Origin of the sequence: Caloramator quimbayensis, assembly GCF_900167605.1 — a bacterium.
Lineage (GTDB): Bacteria > Bacillota > Clostridia > Clostridiales > Caloramatoraceae > Caloramator_B > Caloramator_B quimbayensis.
This window is the reverse complement of the sequence record NZ_FUYH01000009.1, coordinates 18,289-35,300: the sequence shown is the minus strand read 5'-3', so window position 1 is coordinate 35,300 and position 17,012 is coordinate 18,289. Positions and strand designations below refer to the sequence as shown.

12 protein-coding genes are annotated in these 17,012 nt (G+C 34.1%); 11 read left to right on the top strand and 1 reads right to left on the bottom strand.

Going from position 1 to position 17,012, the window contains the following annotated elements; all coding sequences use genetic code 11:
• Position 1 precedes the first annotated feature (1 nt).
• The 9 genes from B5D15_RS07265 (at position 2) to B5D15_RS07225 (ending at position 13,994) form a co-directional block, all read left to right on the top strand.
• Positions 2 to 571, top strand: a complete 570-nt coding sequence (locus B5D15_RS07265) for an indolepyruvate oxidoreductase subunit beta (protein ID WP_078696467.1) — start codon at positions 2 to 4, stop codon at positions 569 to 571.
• Between the two features lie 548 nt (positions 572 to 1,119).
• Positions 1,120 to 6,783, top strand: coding sequence for a S8 family serine peptidase (locus tag B5D15_RS07260; RefSeq protein WP_078696466.1), 5,664 nt, complete (start codon positions 1,120 to 1,122; stop codon positions 6,781 to 6,783).
• Positions 6,784 to 6,964: 181 nt separating this feature from the next.
• Positions 6,965 to 8,833 (top strand): Ig-like domain-containing protein, encoded by a 1,869-nt coding sequence (locus B5D15_RS15410; protein WP_078696465.1) that lies wholly within the window; start codon positions 6,965 to 6,967, stop codon positions 8,831 to 8,833.
• Between the two features lie 611 nt (positions 8,834 to 9,444).
• The gene (locus B5D15_RS07250) at positions 9,445 to 10,143 is read left to right on the top strand and encodes a Crp/Fnr family transcriptional regulator (RefSeq protein ID WP_078696464.1); all 699 of its coding nucleotides are present in this window, start codon (positions 9,445 to 9,447) and stop codon (positions 10,141 to 10,143) included.
• A gap of 13 nt (positions 10,144 to 10,156) precedes the next feature.
• Positions 10,157 to 10,897, top strand: coding sequence for a nucleoside phosphorylase (locus tag B5D15_RS07245; RefSeq protein WP_078696463.1), 741 nt, complete (start codon positions 10,157 to 10,159; stop codon positions 10,895 to 10,897).
• A gap of 22 nt (positions 10,898 to 10,919) precedes the next feature.
• Positions 10,920 to 11,522 (top strand): ECF transporter S component, encoded by a 603-nt coding sequence (locus B5D15_RS07240; protein ID WP_078696462.1) that lies wholly within the window; start codon positions 10,920 to 10,922, stop codon positions 11,520 to 11,522.
• 78 nt (positions 11,523 to 11,600) lie between these two features.
• On the top strand, positions 11,601 to 12,377 hold the full coding sequence (locus B5D15_RS07235) for an energy-coupling factor transporter transmembrane component T family protein (RefSeq protein ID WP_078696461.1): 777 nt from the start codon (positions 11,601 to 11,603) through the stop codon (positions 12,375 to 12,377).
• Positions 12,365 to 13,210, top strand: coding sequence for an energy-coupling factor ABC transporter ATP-binding protein (locus B5D15_RS07230; RefSeq protein ID WP_078696460.1), 846 nt, complete (start codon positions 12,365 to 12,367; stop codon positions 13,208 to 13,210). Before B5D15_RS07235 ends, B5D15_RS07230 begins: the two co-directional genes overlap by 13 nt.
• Positions 13,197 to 13,994, top strand: coding sequence for an energy-coupling factor ABC transporter ATP-binding protein (locus B5D15_RS07225; protein WP_078696459.1), 798 nt, complete (start codon positions 13,197 to 13,199; stop codon positions 13,992 to 13,994). Before B5D15_RS07230 ends, B5D15_RS07225 begins: the two co-directional genes overlap by 14 nt.
• Before the next feature lie 24 nt (positions 13,995 to 14,018).
• On the opposite strand, the gene B5D15_RS07220 is transcribed toward B5D15_RS07225, so the two are convergent.
• The gene (locus tag B5D15_RS07220; RefSeq protein ID WP_078696458.1) at positions 14,019 to 14,816 is read right to left on the bottom strand and encodes a hypothetical protein; all 798 of its coding nucleotides are present in this window, start codon (positions 14,814 to 14,816) and stop codon (positions 14,019 to 14,021) included.
• A gap of 356 nt (positions 14,817 to 15,172) precedes the next feature.
• On the opposite strand from B5D15_RS07220, the gene B5D15_RS07215 reads away from it, so the two are divergent.
• Both B5D15_RS07215 and B5D15_RS07210 read left to right on the top strand, forming a co-directional pair.
• Positions 15,173 to 15,835 carry an MgtC/SapB family protein gene (locus B5D15_RS07215; protein ID WP_078696457.1) on the top strand — a complete coding sequence of 221 codons (663 nt, stop codon included), beginning with the start codon at positions 15,173 to 15,175 and terminating at the stop codon, positions 15,833 to 15,835.
• Positions 15,836 to 15,880: 45 nt separating this feature from the next.
• Entirely contained in the window at positions 15,881 to 16,711 is an 831-nt protein-coding gene (locus tag B5D15_RS07210) for a hypothetical protein (RefSeq protein WP_078696456.1), read from the top strand.
• The last annotated feature ends 301 nt before the right edge of the window (positions 16,712 to 17,012 follow it).

The window sequence follows — 17,012 nt, the reverse complement described above, 5'->3', positions numbered from 1 at the left end:
TATGACAAAGAGCATATTGTTTGTTGGAGTTGGAGGACAGGGAATAATACTTGCATCAAAAATTTTGACAGAAGGGCTTATAAAGTTCGGATATGATGTAAAAATGTCCGAAGTTCACGGAATGGCGCAAAGAGGAGGAAGCGTAACAACACAGGTCAGATTCGGCGAAAAGGTTTATTCACCTCTGATTGGAGTTGGAGAGGCTGACGTTTTAGTTGCCTTTGAAAAGGTTGAAGCTGCAAGATGGATAAGCTATCTTAAAGAGGGAGGAAGCCTCGTAGTTAATGACTATGAAATATACTCAATGCCTGTACTTATAGGACAGGAGCAGTACCCTCAAAACACCCTCGATGAGCTGAAATCAAAGGTTGAAAACCTAAAAATATTCAGCGCCGCAGAAGTTGCCCAAGACCTTGGAAACATAAAGACTCAAAATATAGTTCTACTTGGGGCACTTATAAAAGCCCTTGGCCTTGAAAACCTCGACTGGGAAGGCGTAATAAAAGACAACCTCCCAGAAAAAATGCAGGAAATTAACATTAAAGCTATAAAGGCAGGCATGAATATATAGACAAGCTAAGGGACAGTTCATAAATATATTCTATAGTTTTTGTCACGAAGATATAAATGGACAGGCATAGGGACAGTTCTCAAATTTTAGCTTTCTTTGAAAGGATATACCCCTGTTAAAGAAAATAGCAAAAAAATGAGAACTGTCCCCTAATATTTTCTCTCAAAGATGATGAAGAGAAGTTTATTATTTTTGTTATATTATAATAACGATGATAAGTGTTGTAATTTACTAATTCATGTTACAAAAGGCAGTTCTTATTTTTAAGGGCTGTCTTTTTTGGCGTCACCAACATGGGCGACAGATTGGCGGTAAAAGTCGATTATTTAAAGTATAAAAGGACAGTTCATAAATATCTGCTATATTTTTTTATCACAAAAATATAAATGGACAGGCTAAGGGACAGTTCTCAAATATGGAAACTTATGTATAGAAAAATAAGAATAATAATAAAAAAATGTAAAAATATGCGAATAAAATGTATTTAAAAAATCGTAAAAATGTAATAATATAACATATATAAAACAAAATAGAAAAGGAGGTATTATATGAAAAAAGAATCTAAAATTTTCAGTATTTTTATTTCACTGGTAATGGTTTTTAGCATATTTACCAGTTTGCCAGTTAAAGCAAAGGCTGAAACAAAAGCTCTACAAATCGATAAAAAAGCTTTAATTCAAAAACATATGAAGAATTTAAAAGATGTTGACTACAAAAAAGCACTGTCTCAAAAATACGGAGTTGAAGCTTCCGATGAAAAAACTTCATCTGAAAACAAAGTTATAAACCCTGAGGATGAAGTAAGGATTATTGTTGAACTTGAAGGTACAACGGTTTATGAGCAGTCAAAATCAAAAAAATTATCACTTACAGAAAAGAAAACTATTGAGCAGAACATAGAAAAAGCTCAAAAAGCTGTCATGGATAAGGTAAAATATTATGGCAAAATACGACATTCATATAAAAATTTGCTCAATGGTTTCAGTGCTACTGTAAAGTATAAGGACATTGATGCTATAAGAGAACTTACTAACGTTAAAAAGGTTACTGTTGCTAATAAGTATTATCTCGATATGAACAGCGCAAGAGGCATTACAAATACAGAAACAGTATGGCAGGATCTTGGATACAAAGGCGAAGGAATGGTTGTTGCAATAGTTGATACAGGAATAGATTATACTCACAAAGATATGAGACTCACTGATTCTTCTAAGGCAAAGCTCAACAAAACTACAGTTGAGAGTATGGGAGGCCCAGGGAAATTCTATACAGATAAGGTTCCCTATGGCTACAACTTTGCCGACATGAACGATCAGGTGATGGACTTAGGACCTAACGCAAGCATGCACGGTATGCACGTTGCTGGTATCGTTGCTGCAAACGGTACTGATGAAGAAGTAGCTAACAATGCTGCAATAAAAGGAGTAGCTCCCGAGGCACAGCTTCTTGCAATGAAGGTATTTACGAACAATCCAGATATGCCAAGTGCATATTCTGATGATATAGCAGCAGCAATCGATGATTCTGTAAAGCATGGTGCTGATGTTATAAACATGAGCCTTGGCTCAACAGCAGGTTTTGTAAACTATGACGACCCAGAGCAGATCGCAATTAAAAATGCAACAGACATGGGCGTTACAGTTGTTGTATCAGCAGGAAACTCCTACTATTCAACCTATCCTTATTCCGCCTATGCTATGGATCCAGATATATCACTTGTAGGGTCTCCAGGGCTTTTCCCAGATACGCTCCAAGTTGCATCAAGTGAGAATAGTAAGATAACTTTAAACACATTAAAGGTTTATATAGACGAGGCACAGGAACCTGTAAATATTGCATACCAAAAGCAGGAATCTCCAGACCCAGTTAAAGTATTTAAAGACAATAAACTTGAAGCAGTATATGTTGGAACAGGAGAACCTCAGTATTATGAAGGCAAAAATGTAGAAGGAAAGCTTGTCTTTGCGGTAAGAACCGGAGGATATTACTATAAAAATATACAAAAAACTGCTGAGCAGCATGGAGCAGCAGGAGTTATTATAAGAGGTACTGTAGGTCATGGCGACTATGTAAATATGGCTCTCGATAACCCGCAGATTCCAATAGTTTCATTAAGCATAAACGATGGAAACAATTTAATGAATGCAGCCTTAGAAGGTAAAAAACTTGAATTCACCTTTACAAACGATAAAATGCTTGTTAATAATGCTACAGCTAACCAAATGTCAGATTTTTCATCTTGGGGTACAACTCCAGATCTCGAATTTAAGCCAGAAGTTTCAGCACCAGGAGGGAAAATATATTCAACAGTAAACAATAACGACTATACAATGATGAGCGGAACATCAATGGCAGCACCTCATACATCCGGTGCCACTGCCCTTGTTGCACAATATGTTAAAACTAAAATGCCAACTCTAAAAGGAAGAGACTTTGTAAACATGGTAAAAACTCTTCTTATAAACTCAGCAGAACCTATGCTCGATCCATCAACAGGAGGAACTCTTCCATATCTTACAAGAAAACAGGGTGCCGGAGTTATAAAGACTGACAAAGCTATAAAGACAGGTGCCTATGTTACAACCGATGATGGAAAGGCAGTTATAGCTCTTAAGGAGATTTCAGGAACAAAGGAATTTAAACTTAATATAACTAATTTCTCAGATAAAGATATAACCTTTAAACCAATTAATAAATATGGAGTTTTAACTAATTACAGTACTTCATCAGGATTTATGTATGCGAGAGCTGAAGTTTTAAACGGTGCATCTTTAACCTTTGACAATGAAGAAATTACAGTTGCTGCTGGTGAAACTGCAGAAATTACAGCAACCCTTATAGTCCCAACAACAGCTTACAACATATTTGCTGAAGGCTTTATAGAGCTTCAATCACAAACTGAAGGTCAGCCAAGCCTTGGAATACCTTACATGGGCTTTTGCGGAAAGTGGAGCGGACAGGATGCTCCAAGGATGATAGATGCTCCAGTTTGGGATTTAGATAATACATTCTATGGAATGACTTGTCTTACAGACAGCAACGGATATTATCTTGGATATGACGGATTTGACGATTACTATGGAATACCTATTATTAATCCTAACCAATTAGCCTTCTCACCAAATGGAGATGAAATGTTTGATGATGTTATGCCTGTTGTTTCATTTATGAGAAATGCAAAGGAGTTTAAGATTCAGGTAATTGATGAAAATGGCAAAGTTATAAGAGAAATATCCTATGATAAAAACATTAGGAAGAATTACTTAATGCAGGATTTTCCAGCTAAATCTTATATTGAATGGAGATGGGACGGAACAATATTTGACAGCAGTAAATTATTCTACCAATTAGCTCCTGAGGGAAATTACAAAATAAGGCTTCTATCAAAGCCAGATTTTAAAGATGCTGATTGGTATACTCTCGATATGCCGGTAAGACTTGACTTAACTCCTCCAGACTTTGACTTTGATATAGAAAAGGTTCAGGGGAATGAATTTAAAGTTAAAATAAAGAATCCATCAAATGATATACAGTTCTATGGATATTATCTAATTGATAAGTGGGGAAACTTCCTATGGGATGATTTACTAAACGTTGATAGCAATGGTGAAGCAACAGTTAACCTTATTAATGCTGACTGCTATTTTGGAATATATGCTGTTGACTATGCAGCAAATGCAACAGATAAAGGAAAATATATAATAAATACTTCTTTTGAAGTATTTTCACCAGAGGACTGCATATTTATTGAAGGTTATCCAGGAATTGAAACAAAAGATAGTGCAACTATTAATTTTAGAATAAACGAGGCTCTAAGACCTGTCCTCGACCATATAGGAATAAAGGTTGTTAATGCAGGTAATGTTAGGGATGAAGTTACTCTAACCACCTCAGAAACATCCTATAAAATAGAAAGCCTTGTTGATGGGGAATGCGATGCAACTGTAACACTCTATGGAAAGAATAAAGAAATTATGGGTACAGGAACAAAAGGTTTCCTTGTAGACTTAACTCCTCCTCAGATAACTCTTTTAAACACAACAGGAAGCAGTATTAATTTAACCGATGGGGAAAAGGAGTATAATCTTAAGTTTAAAGTTTCAGATATGTCAACAGGATTTAAAGTGTTACTTAATGGACAAACTGTAGCAGAGGAACATAAAGACTTAGGAAAGCTTTATGAAAAAACCTTCGAAATACCTGTTCAGATAAATGAAGGCGAGAATAAGTTTACAATTGAAGCAGAAGATTTAGTAGGACATAAGGCAGTTAGCGAGGTTATAATAAACAGCATCCTCGACAAACCTGTAATAGCCGCTTATTATCCTCAGTATATTGGAAACAAAAAAGTTATTGTTTCTGGTAATGTTATATATAAATCAGGAGTTGCAATAACTGAGTTTAAGATAAATGATGAAGAAGTTCAGCTTAACGGCAACAATTTTGTAAAGGAACTTACCTTTGATTCCTTTGGTGATAAGACTATAACCTACTATGTAAAGGCAGAGGATAATGCTGAAAATACCTTTAATCAAAACTTTAAACTATCACCAATAATCTTTGAAAATAGGATATATAAGACAAAGGAAAACAGCCAGACTATAAACTTTAACATAGTTCAGGATGAAACTTTAAGTGAAGCAAAACTCTTTGTAAACTTTAACGGAAATGAAACAGAATATGCAACAACAAGCAGCAGCATAACAGTTGAAAACTTAAATGATGGTAACAACATTGTTGAGTTTATTATAAGAGACAAAGATAATAATGAGATAGTAAGAGATTATGTAGAAGTATTTGTTGATAAAGCACTTCCATATATAACTGCAATAGATGATAACGGAAACAACATTAGTGAGGGACAGATTTATAGTAGTGGCAAAGTGCATATAACAGGACAGGTTAGCGAACCAGTAAAATATTTAAAATATAAGGTATACGGAAAAGATGGCGAAAGCGAATGGGCTGATATACCTGTAAGTGAAGGCTTCTTTGAAACTACTCTAAACCTCTTTGAAGGTATGAACAGGGTAACCTTCGAGATGGAAGATGAGACTGGAAATATTAACAGCTACCAGGCAAAGATATGGGTTGATACAACAGCACCTGTTCTTACAATAGAGCCAGATGCATATATAATTGAAACTGATAAGGACGAATATACAATAAAGATTAACGTTAAGGAAAATACCTACAGCTATAGGCTCTATGTAAATGAAAATCAGATAGACTATGGAGAGAGCGAATCTGTTGAGGGAATTGAGAAGACAATAGAGTATAATTACAGCGTTCCAGAGGGAGAGAGCAATGTATTAATAAAAGCAGTAGACGTTGCTGGAAATACAAGCGTTAGCCTAATAAAATTCTATAAAAACTACAATAAGGTTATATTATATAATGATTATGCAGAATTTGAAAAACGCAATGGAGATGATGTAATTTACAACGTTAAATTTAATGGAGATAAATTAAATGGCGTAAAATTTAATAATACTGAGCTTCAAAAAGATAAGGATTATACAGTAGGAGAAAATGCTATTACATTTAAGAAAGACTTTTTAATGACTCTACCAGTTGGAGAAAATGTTTTAACATTAACCTTTGATTCAGGAGATTATAATGTAGTTGTTAAAGTTACTGATTCAAGATCAACAAATGCAGCACTTTCAAGCATTACAGTTGGCGGAAATGTACTTTCAGGATTTGCACCTGATAAATATGAATATGAGTATGAAGTAAACCCAATGCTTACAGAGCCTCTAAAAGTTTCAGCAAATGCAATGGATTCTGAAAAAGCTAAAGTTGAGATAACACAGGCAACAGAAGTTGAAGGAACAGCTGTAATTAAAGTTACTGCACAGGATGGAACAGTAAAGGTTTACACAATTAAATTTATAATACCATTGAAGCTTGAATTATTATCAAATGTAACTGAATTTGCAAAGAACATCGATGCAGTAATTAAAGTTAAAGCAGCTAATATATCTAAAGCATTAAAGAATGCTCAGCTTATAATAGGCCTCTTTGACAAAGACAACAAGTTAGTAAACTATGTTGCTGGAGGATATCAGATAAAATCCGGAGAAGAGGTAGTTATGGAAGGGCAGATAAAAACTCCAAATGCAGATGGATACAAGATAAAGTGTTTCGTTTGGGATATATTAAATAACCAGAACCCATTATCAAAGGTATTTGAATTCCTTATAAAGTAACTTTAACTGGGCGGCACCTTTAAGGTGCCCCCAATAAAAAAATAAGAGGGACAGTTCTCAATTATTTGCGTTTTAAGATTAGCTATTATAATGATATGAAAGCCTTACAGTTGATAAGTTCAATCGATATCCAAAAGTTTGTCACTTGTCAACTGGGTGGCACTTTTAGAGAGGTGAAAAAATGAAGAAAAAAATTTTAATTAAGCTAATAAGTATAGTAATGTCTTTTATGATTTTAGTTCCTTATGTTTTAACTTATGGGGCTGTGATACCAAAAATAAAGTTTAATAAAGCTCCCCTTAAAGAATACAGGGCAAACGAAAAAATAACAGTTCAAGTCAGCTGCCCAAACTATAAAGGCAAAGTAGAATATAGAGCCATAGTTTATGATACAGTTAAAAAGACTTATTTTGATATTTGGAATGCATCAAATGGTTTTTCAGGAAGGTTTAACACAAAGCTCCGTCAGGCAGGAAATAAAAACTTTACAATAACTTTCCCAAATCTTCAGCCTGGAATATATAAAGTTTATGTATATGTAAGAAGAGCAGGAATATCCTTAAAGAAAGTTGCAATAAAGAGCGCTTCCTGTGACAGCTATGTTGCATCCTCTGTGATAACAGTAAAGCCTGCAGAAACAGTGCTTAATAAAAAGGGTACAATCTATAGCCCTGAAAGCAAGAACATAGCAGCAAATTTAAACGGAAATGTAAAAATTGCTGCTGAAGATATTAAACTTCAAAATGTAAAAATTACTGGAGACCTTTATTTGAATGCAAATAATGCTCAAATATCAAAGGTTGATGTAAACGGAACTGTAACAGTTGACCCCGGTAAGGACGGAAACGCAACATTGGAAAACGTTACAGCAAAGGAAATAAAGGTTATTTCTGGAGGAGAAAACAGTATACATCTAAACGGTGTAAAATCAGAAAAACTTAGCATAGAAACTCAAAGCAAGGTAAGAGTAGTATCAGAAGGAGAGACAAAAATAGGCAGCACACAGGTTAAATCAAGCACCCTGTTAGAGGCGAAGAAAGGTAGTTTTGGAGCTGTTGAAGTTGTAAGCAGCAAAAAAGAAAAAATATCCCTTGAGCTTGCGGGTAAATTTGAAGATAAAATAATAGTTAAATCAGGAGCAGAAATAAAGGCAAAGGAAGATGCTGAAGTTTCAAAAATTGAAGTAGCAGTAGAAAATAAGGAAGATATAGTAAAGATAGAAGGTAAAGTAAAGAGTCTCGAAGTTACAAAGGAAGCTAAGATAGAATTAGGACAAAGTGCAGTAGTTGAGGAAATAAAAGCCGAGGCAAAACTTGAAATAGAGGCAGAAAAGGGATCAAAGGTAGACAAGATAGAAGGAAGCAGTGCAAAAGATGTTAAAGTTACTGGAGAAGGAGCAAAGGATGTAGGAAACCAAGGCAGCAGTGGAAGCGAAAACGGCAATAATAATACTGGAAGCACTGAAAATACCGGAAACACAGGTAATACCGGCGGAGGCAGCTCCGGAGGTACCAGTGGCGGAGGCAGCACTGGCGGCGGAGGTGTACCATATTACAGCGTAAGTGAAGTTAAACTCGATAAAATAGCAGCAGTAGTAAAAGTTGGAGATACAGTAGACCTTACGGCAGAGATACTACCAAGCTATGCTACAAATAAAACAGTTACATGGTCATCTGATAATGAAAACGTTGCAACAGTTTCAAACGGAAAAGTTACAGCAAAATCTGCTGGGACTGCTGTAATCACGGTTACAACTAATAATGGAAATAAAACAGCAAAATTCCGCATAAAAGTTGTAAGCAGCGATTTGAAGATATCATTAAAGAAAAACTCAAGTGATAATAGATTAAGGGCTGAGATATCAAGTTCAAATAATAATGACGTTATAACAGTAACGATAAAGGATAAAGCTGGCAACCTTAAATATATCGACCAACTTGAACTAAGCAGCGGCAAGGGAGAATTTATAACACCTCTTGATAGTGGTGAATACACAATAAATATAAAAGGACTTGAAACAGATATAATTTCACTTGATTTTAATATTTAAAGAGAGGCTTGGCCTCTCTTTTTTAGTATGTAAAAATCAGGGGGACAGTTCTCAAATAATTGCTAATTTCTATGAAAGAGACTAGAGGGAAAAGAAAAGTTACCTTTTATTCCATCCCAAAATAGCCAAAACTTAAGAAATGTTCATAGACTTTTTAATAGCAAATTTTTATTAATAAATAACGAAAAACTTAACTACTTATAAAACTCTTATTCTATTTTGAGTATAATTTTATATTTGAATAATTTAGAAACTGATTTGAAACAATTGGCTGTATATTTTATTTTCATCCTTAGTGGTGACATTTGTGGCATTGGGATCTGTGCCCTATTGTTTTGGATTTTATGTACTGCAAAAAAGTTTAGAACAAAATTGCAAAAAAATGAGAACTGTCCCTCAGCTTGTCCCTAAAATCATTCTTCTGGCCTTAAGAAAATACTGTACATCATATTTTAAATATGCATTCACCCTATCATCCATATATAGCAAAACACTGGGAAAAATATCTTAAAAAATTTATTTTTTCTTCTTTTTAAGATATAATTTTTATTAAATATGGGACAAGTGTCCTTAAAAATAATTAAAAATTATATTAAGATTAGGGTGATGATATGAATATTTTAAATATTATTAACATAATTGAATCCAATAGGGAAATATACGAATTATTAAAGAACTGTCCCTACGAAATTTTAAAAAAGTTCCAGATAAAGAATTATAGAAAGAATACAATTATACTAAATCAAGGCAGCGTCTATGAGAAGTTCTATATAATTGTCGATGGACTTGCTGATATTTTTATTATGGCTGAAAATGGTAAAAGGTACACTCTGTCTATTTATTCAAAGGGGAATTATATTGGAGAGCTTGAAATTTTTAATAAAATTCCCTTTACATGCTCAGTAGAAGCCATTACTGATATTACAATGCTTGAAATAGACAGAGAAGATTTTTTAAAATGGTATGATATTGATAAGAACTTGAGCAGCATTATGATGAAAACCCTTTGTGCACAATTTTACAGATTATCAGAAAAAGCAGGAAAAGATACCCTTTATAATCTTAAACAGAGGATTTGCTATTTTTTAATTGAGGAAGCTTCTAAAAACAAAGCAAATAAAATAAAAAATATTGAAATCATGATTGACAAAGAAAAATTGAGCTGCCAGCTGGCTGTTACGAAAAGAAGTATAAACAGAGTTTTGCATATGCTAAACCAAATGGATATTATTTCTATACAAAATAGCAAAGTAATAATAAAAGACATGGAAGAACTTAAAAAGGAAGAAATTAGAAGCAGATATGAATAGCTGGAGGGATAATATGGAAAATTTTGAACCACATATAAAATGTTCAAGGGAGCTTGATGTTAGATATGCAGTAATTCCGGGGGATCCAATGAGGGTGGACAGGATAGCAGAGCACCTTGATAATCCTCAATTAGTAGCATTTAACCGAGAGTATAAATCAATCATAGGCTATTACAAAGGAATAAAAGTTCTTGCTATATCCTCAGGGATAGGCGGTCCATCAACAGCAATAGCCATCGAGGAGCTTAAGAACATAGGAATTGAATCAGCAATTAGAATAGGAAGCTGCGGTGCACTATTAAAAGACATAAAACTTGGCGATCTTATAATATCCCAGGCAGCAGTAAGGGACGATGGAACATCTAAAACCTACATAAAAGAAATTTATCCTGCCGTTGCAGACATAGACCTTTTAAACGCATCAATAGAATGTGCAAAAACCTTAAAATATAATTACCATGTGGGAATTGTAAGAAGCCACGACAGCTTTTACATAGACGATGAAGAAAAAATAAGCAGATTCTGGGGCAGCAAAAACATACTCGGCTCGGACATGGAAACCTCGTCTCTTTATGTTATAGGAAGGCTGAGAGGAATAAAAACCCTTTCAATTCTTAATGTTGTAGTTGAAAACGAAGAAAATACAAAGGAAGGAATAGGCAGCTATGTAAATGGCCTCGATGCCGCAGTTGAAGGAGAAAAAAGAGAGATTATTTTAGCATTGGAGACCATATATAAATATCATAATAAATAAAAATTATTTTGGGGGGATAAAAATGAGTAAAAAAAGCATGTGGTCTGTAAAATTTTCTACGGCATCCCTTGTTCTAATCCCAGCAGCAGTTGGAATTAACTACATAGGGAAATTATTCGCAGGCGTTTTAAAACTTCCTCTATGGCTTGACTCTATAGGAACAATGCTTGCAAGTATGCTTGCAGGTCCTGTTATTGGTGCATTAAGCGGGGCAATAAACAACATAATCTATGGACTTACAATGGATCCTATATCCTTTGTTTACGCAGTTACAAGCATAGCAATAGGTATCACCATAGGAATTTTAGCATATAAAGGACTTATTAAAAACATACTATCAGCAGTATTATGCGGTATTATAGCTGCATTTGTTGCAGCAGTTGTATCAACACCTATAAACATTGCCTTTTGGGGTGGACAAACAGGAAACATCTGGGGAGACGGACTGTTTGCAATATTAGTTGCAAAGAAATTCCCTCTTTGGATAGCATCCTTCCTTGACGAGCTTGTAGTTGATATTCCAGATAAGGCTGCAACACTTATAGTAAGCTATATAATATTCAAAGGTCTTCCAAAGAGCCTTACAAATCTTTATGATAATAAAAATGAAATTGAACAGCTTTAATTTCTGATTTTTAAGAGAATATATTTGTAAAAGGCAGGTATATTCTCTTTTTTATAAAAAATGCATGAGGTGTAGAAGATGAAATCATTAAGCTTATATCAGGAAAGAGACAGTATAATACATGAAATAGAACCCATAAACAAATTGCTTTATATTTTAACAACTATTTTGATAATGATAATAGTTCCATCTATAAAATGTGCAGTGCTGTGCATGATAATAAGTCTGATGCTTCTTTTAAAGGCAAATGTAATTAAAAAGGTACTTCCAATAATTAATTTCAGCTTTATAATACTAATATCTATAATAATTATTCAGGGACTTTTTAACATTAACAACAAGACAGTTCTTTTCAATATAGGAAAAATAAAATTTTATAAAGAAGGTATGATGTATTCAGCCCTTATAGTAATAAGAGTAATAAACATACTCTGTGCCTTTGCTCTTTTAGTTTTAACTACAAAGCCTTCTGATTTAATAGAGGATCTTGTAAGAAGGGGATTATCACCCAAAATAGGATATGTTCTAAGCTCCGTACTTCAAATAATACCTCAGATGACATCAACAATGGGAACTATAATGGATGCCCAAAGGTCGAGGGGCCTTGAAACAGAAGGCAAACTTATAAACAGGATAAAGGCCTTTTTCCCACTTATAGGCCCTGTTGTAATGAACTCACTTATTGCAACAAGAGAAAGGGCTATGGCACTTGAAATCAGGGCCTTCAGTTCAAAAAACAAAAAAACCTTTTTAAACGAAACTAAATCTACAAAGCTTGATAGCAGCTTAAAATATATATTCATAGCAGCGGTTATACTTTCAATCATCTGGAGGGCAGCAATATGGACAAAATAGTAGTAGAAAATCTTAAATATAAATACCCTTTAACAGACAAACTTGTACTTAATGATATATCCTTTAAAATCGAAAAGGGACAGTTCATTGGAATTATCGGTCAAAACGGAGCAGGAAAATCAACTCTGTGCCAGGCAATAACCGGCCTTGTTCCTCTATTTTTTAAAGGAGCCTACGGCGGGAGAGTACTTGTTGATGGCATTGAGGTTGCAAAATCCAATATAAGCGATATTTCCCTAAAAGTAGGGATGGTATTCCAAAACCCCTTTACACAGGTAACAGGCTCAAAGCTTACTGTATACGAAGAAGTTGCCTTTGGACTTGAAAACATAGGTTTAAATCGGGAAGAGATGAAAAATCGTATTGATGAAGCCTTAAATCTTCTTGGGATATATAGATTTAAAGACAGAAATCCCTTTGATTTATCGGGAGGTCAGATGCAAAGGCTTGCCATAGCAGGAATAATAGCTATGCAGCCGGATGTGATAATCTTGGATGAGCCGACATCCCAGCTCGACCCTCAGGGAAGCGAAGAAGTTTTTAAAGCAGTTTGGGATTTGAAAAAACGTGGAATAACAATAATTATGGTTGAGCACAAGATGGAAAAGATTGCTGAATACTCGGACAAGGTTTTATTAATGCACGATGGAAAAGTAATAGACTTTGATACCCCCGAAAAAATATTCTCAAGGGATGATTTAATGCAATATGGAGTAATTGAGCCTGCATATACAAGAATATGCAAAGCCTTTGACATAAAAGATAGTGGTCTTTATCCTGTTACATTGGATAGGGCATGCGAAATGGTGGTGAAATATAATGAGCATAATTGAGATTAATAATCTTCATTTTTCCTATACTAAGGATGAAGAAATATTAAAGGGAATAAATTTAATTTTTGATGAAAAAAGTACAGCTATAATAGGACAAAACGGTGCAGGCAAGACCACATTTGTTAAGCTCTTAAAGGGGCTTTTAAAGCCCACATGGGGGGATGTTATAATCGATGGGAAAAACACAAAGGAATACACAGTAGCAAATTTAGCCCCAACTATAGGACTTGTTTTTCAAAACCCAAACGACCAGATATTTAAAAACAATGTATTATCGGAAGTTATGTTTGGCCCGCTCAACATAGGAATGGATGAATCAAAGGCAAAGGATAGCGCACTAAAAGCATTAAAAATGGTAGGACTTGAAGAGAAAATAAACGACAACCCCTATGACCTTACCTTATCTGAAAGAAAGCTGATAAGCATTGCCTCAATTGTTGCTATGAATACAAAAATTATAATCTTGGACGAGCCAACCATAGCTCAGGATTATATATCAAAGGAAAAGATAAAGGATATAATTTTAAAATTAAAGAGTCAAGGAAAACTTGTAATTACTATAACCCACGACATGGATTTTGTGGCAGAAACCTTTGAAAGAACTCTCGTGTTCTGCGAGGGAAGAGTACTCCTTGATGGAAAGACTGATTATGTGTTTATGCAGGATGAGGAGCTTAAAAAGGCACACCTTGAGCCCCCCTATGCTGCACAGCTTTGCAGAAAATTGAATTCAGATAAAATATATATAACCGTAGAAGAATTTATAAAAGCCAATAAAAGGTAGAAGCCCTTTATTGGCTTTCAAAATTTATTTAACTTTAATCTTTAGATTCACCTTTTGTACAAGCGCACCTTTTGTAAGAGTTATGCTGTCTACAACATAACCATCCTTATCTGCTATATCCCTTAAAGTGTCGATACTAACCCCTGCAGGAGGATTATCCTTCTTCCCAAAATCCTCAGGGCCGAAAAGCTTTTTAGAATTTGCCTTCAAATTAAACTTATAATTAACATATGATAAAGTGCAGTCCTTATCTGTAGTTATGTAAGTCTTAATTCCAACGCCTGACTTTAAAGAGCTAAAATCGAGGGTATAAACCTCATTTTGAGATTTTTGAGCAGAAACGGTAGTTCCATCGCTTAAAACTGCCCCAATATCACTAATCTTAACAGGCCCTACTACAAAAGAATTAGTTACAACATAGCTGTCATAAGAAACTTTAACATTTGCTCTTTTAACAAGAACGGATATCTTATATATTCCTTCTTCTTTTAAAGTAAAGGACACAGTAAAAGTCGATGTGCCTTTTGGGCTACTTTTAACATTGTAATATCCATATTTTTTCATGCTTGGATAAAGCTCAGTTTGAGTTTTCTTGGATAAATTCCAAAGCACCACTCTATACTGTACCTTTCCGCTGTAATTTGGAGCTTTAACCTGAAAAGCAACCTTCTCACCAACTTTGTATTCTGCTTTTGGCTTTGAAACAAAGGTAAGTTTTGGTTTTAAAACAGTTTTAGCACTTACAGATAAAAAACCTAAAAAAGTACACAATGTAAACAGAACAGCAACAATTGATACAAATCTTTTCTTAGATTTTGACATTCCTACAACCCCTTTCAAAAATACAATTCCTATATATATTACCATAAATTTAACAGAAATGCAAAATAAATAACAATTAATAGCAAATATTTGGTCTCAAAAAAAGGGACAGTTCTCAAATATTTGCTAATTTCTATGAATAGAGGTTAGCATGGGGAATATAGGGACAGTTCACAAATTTTTTTCTTTGATAAGGTATACATCTGATTAAGGAAAACTGCAAAAAATTGAGAACTGTCCCTTAGCCTGTCCCAAGTAACGGAGAATAAACAAAAGTTAAACCATCTTGCAAAAGAATACAAATTAAAAATATAATAGTATAATATATAAAAGAATGATTTAAAGGAGAGTTAATTATGCTTCTTTTTTACAGAGCAATAATTAAATTTTTCTTAGCTGTAGTTCTCGGGGGAATAGTTGGATACGAAAGGCAGCACAAGAGCAGGCCCGCAGGATTAAGAACCCACATACTTGTATGTATCGGCGCTTGCCTTATACAAATAATATCTATGGACTTTTCAGCAGTAAACAAAGGACTTATCACCTCCGACCCTATGAGGCTTGGTGCTCAGGTTATAAGCGGCATAGGCTTTTTAGGGGCAGGTACAATAATAAAAGAAGGAGCGAGCATAAAGGGCCTTACAACAGCAGCAAGCCTCTGGACAGTTGCCTGCTTAGGCCTTGCAATAGGAAGCGGACTTTACATGCAGGCAGTAATCGCAACGCTTTTTATATATATCGCCCTAAGAAGCCTTAAAAGAATCGAGGATAGAATAAGCTACGATAAACGAGAGGCTTCCTTTGAAGTAATCATAGAGGATGAGCCGGGGAAAATCGGCCTTATAGGTATTGAACTTGGAAAACTTTCAGTTAACATAACTAACATAGAAATACACAAAAGGGATGAAAATATCGCAGCAATCGAAATGGTACTAAAAATGCCAAACAATATATCAAACGATATAATAATACAAAACATATCTCAAATAATAGGAGTAAAAAGGGTAAGCCTGATATAAAGTTTTTCAGAATTTACCGATAACTATATTAGAGTGAGGGATAATATGAAAATATTTACAAAAGTAGAAGGAATTTATACAAAAACAGCAGAAAAGTATAAAAGAGGGAGAGAGCAAATAAGGATTTCAAAACCAATAGAATTCGAAGGAAATCTGTACAGACAGGTAGTTTATAATCCTTCTTTTTTAGGCAAAATAAAGGAAGAAACAAAGGGCATTGTATTTATAACAGAAAGTGGAGATGTTGTGGAAGATAAGAGAACATTAAGAGAGCTTGCATCCCTGTCCTATTATTTTCAAAACATGTTTGATGAAGAATCAAAAAAAAGCATTAAAAGAGCTCTAATAAGCGATGAAGAGATAAACAAGGAAGTTAAGGATAACGAGCTTATAATTAAAGCCTTAGAGTCCCTAAAAAATGAAAATTTACATGGAGTTGATATGCTAATCAACATATTTACAAATCTTCCTGAAACGAGACGGCAGAGCAACAGCGCTATTTTAGAATTTACTAATAAAATAAAAGAATTCGATAATGAAGATTTTATATTTACAAAACAAATATTAGATAGTTTAATCATCCCCTACAGAAATATACTAATTGCCAATTTCAATAGAATAAAGCTTATAAACAGGGGAAGAGCATTTTACGATGACATAAAAAAAGAAGCCTCAAAAAGAAATAAAAGGTTTAGTATAGGCACAAATAATACAAAGGACTCCTTTGTAAAGCTTGAAAATTCAATAGAGTACTTAAAAAAGATACTGCGCCTATACGAGAAGGTATTAGACATGAGCGAGGATCAGTATATTAAATATCTTGATAAAATCGATAAGGAAAAAATAGAGGCAAATATAAAACTTATAAGAAACTAAAATCCCTACATTCAAAGCAAGAAATCAACAAATAAGTTAATATTAAATGCAAAAAAAGAATAAAATATACTAAAAGGATTTGGAGGGCAGTTTATGCTAAAATGGATTTTAGGTATAATATTTATTGCATTTATCTACCTGCTTATCTTTTCCCTCTGTAAAGCTGCGTCAAAGGGTGACAGGCAATAGAGGTATCTTAAATTAAAAATCCGTTGCCACTAAAAGTTAATAAACTTTAAAGATAAATCAAAGGCTGCCTAATAGAATTCTCTAATCTAAAGGTAGCCTAATTATTTAAAAA

Bases quoted from the DNA above. Each gene is read 5' to 3' on its own strand.
- B5D15_RS07265 (WP_078696467.1), top strand. From the start codon at position 2: ATGACAAAGAGCATATTGTTTGTTGGAGTTGGAGGACAGGGAATAATA.
- B5D15_RS07260 (WP_078696466.1), top strand. From the start codon at position 1,120: ATGAAAAAAGAATCTAAAATTTTCAGTATTTTTATTTCACTGGTAATG.
- B5D15_RS15410 (WP_078696465.1), top strand. From the start codon at position 6,965: ATGAAGAAAAAAATTTTAATTAAGCTAATAAGTATAGTAATGTCTTTT.
- B5D15_RS07250 (WP_078696464.1), top strand. From the start codon at position 9,445: ATGAATATTTTAAATATTATTAACATAATTGAATCCAATAGGGAAATA.
- B5D15_RS07245 (WP_078696463.1), top strand. From the start codon at position 10,157: ATGGAAAATTTTGAACCACATATAAAATGTTCAAGGGAGCTTGATGTT.
- B5D15_RS07240 (WP_078696462.1), top strand. From the start codon at position 10,920: ATGAGTAAAAAAAGCATGTGGTCTGTAAAATTTTCTACGGCATCCCTT.
- B5D15_RS07235 (WP_078696461.1), top strand. From the start codon at position 11,601: ATGAAATCATTAAGCTTATATCAGGAAAGAGACAGTATAATACATGAA.
- B5D15_RS07230 (WP_078696460.1), top strand. From the start codon at position 12,365: ATGGACAAAATAGTAGTAGAAAATCTTAAATATAAATACCCTTTAACA.
- B5D15_RS07225 (WP_078696459.1), top strand. From the start codon at position 13,197: ATGAGCATAATTGAGATTAATAATCTTCATTTTTCCTATACTAAGGAT.
- B5D15_RS07220 (WP_078696458.1), bottom strand. From the start codon at position 14,816: ATGTCAAAATCTAAGAAAAGATTTGTATCAATTGTTGCTGTTCTGTTT.
- B5D15_RS07215 (WP_078696457.1), top strand. From the start codon at position 15,173: ATGCTTCTTTTTTACAGAGCAATAATTAAATTTTTCTTAGCTGTAGTT.
- B5D15_RS07210 (WP_078696456.1), top strand. From the start codon at position 15,881: ATGAAAATATTTACAAAAGTAGAAGGAATTTATACAAAAACAGCAGAA.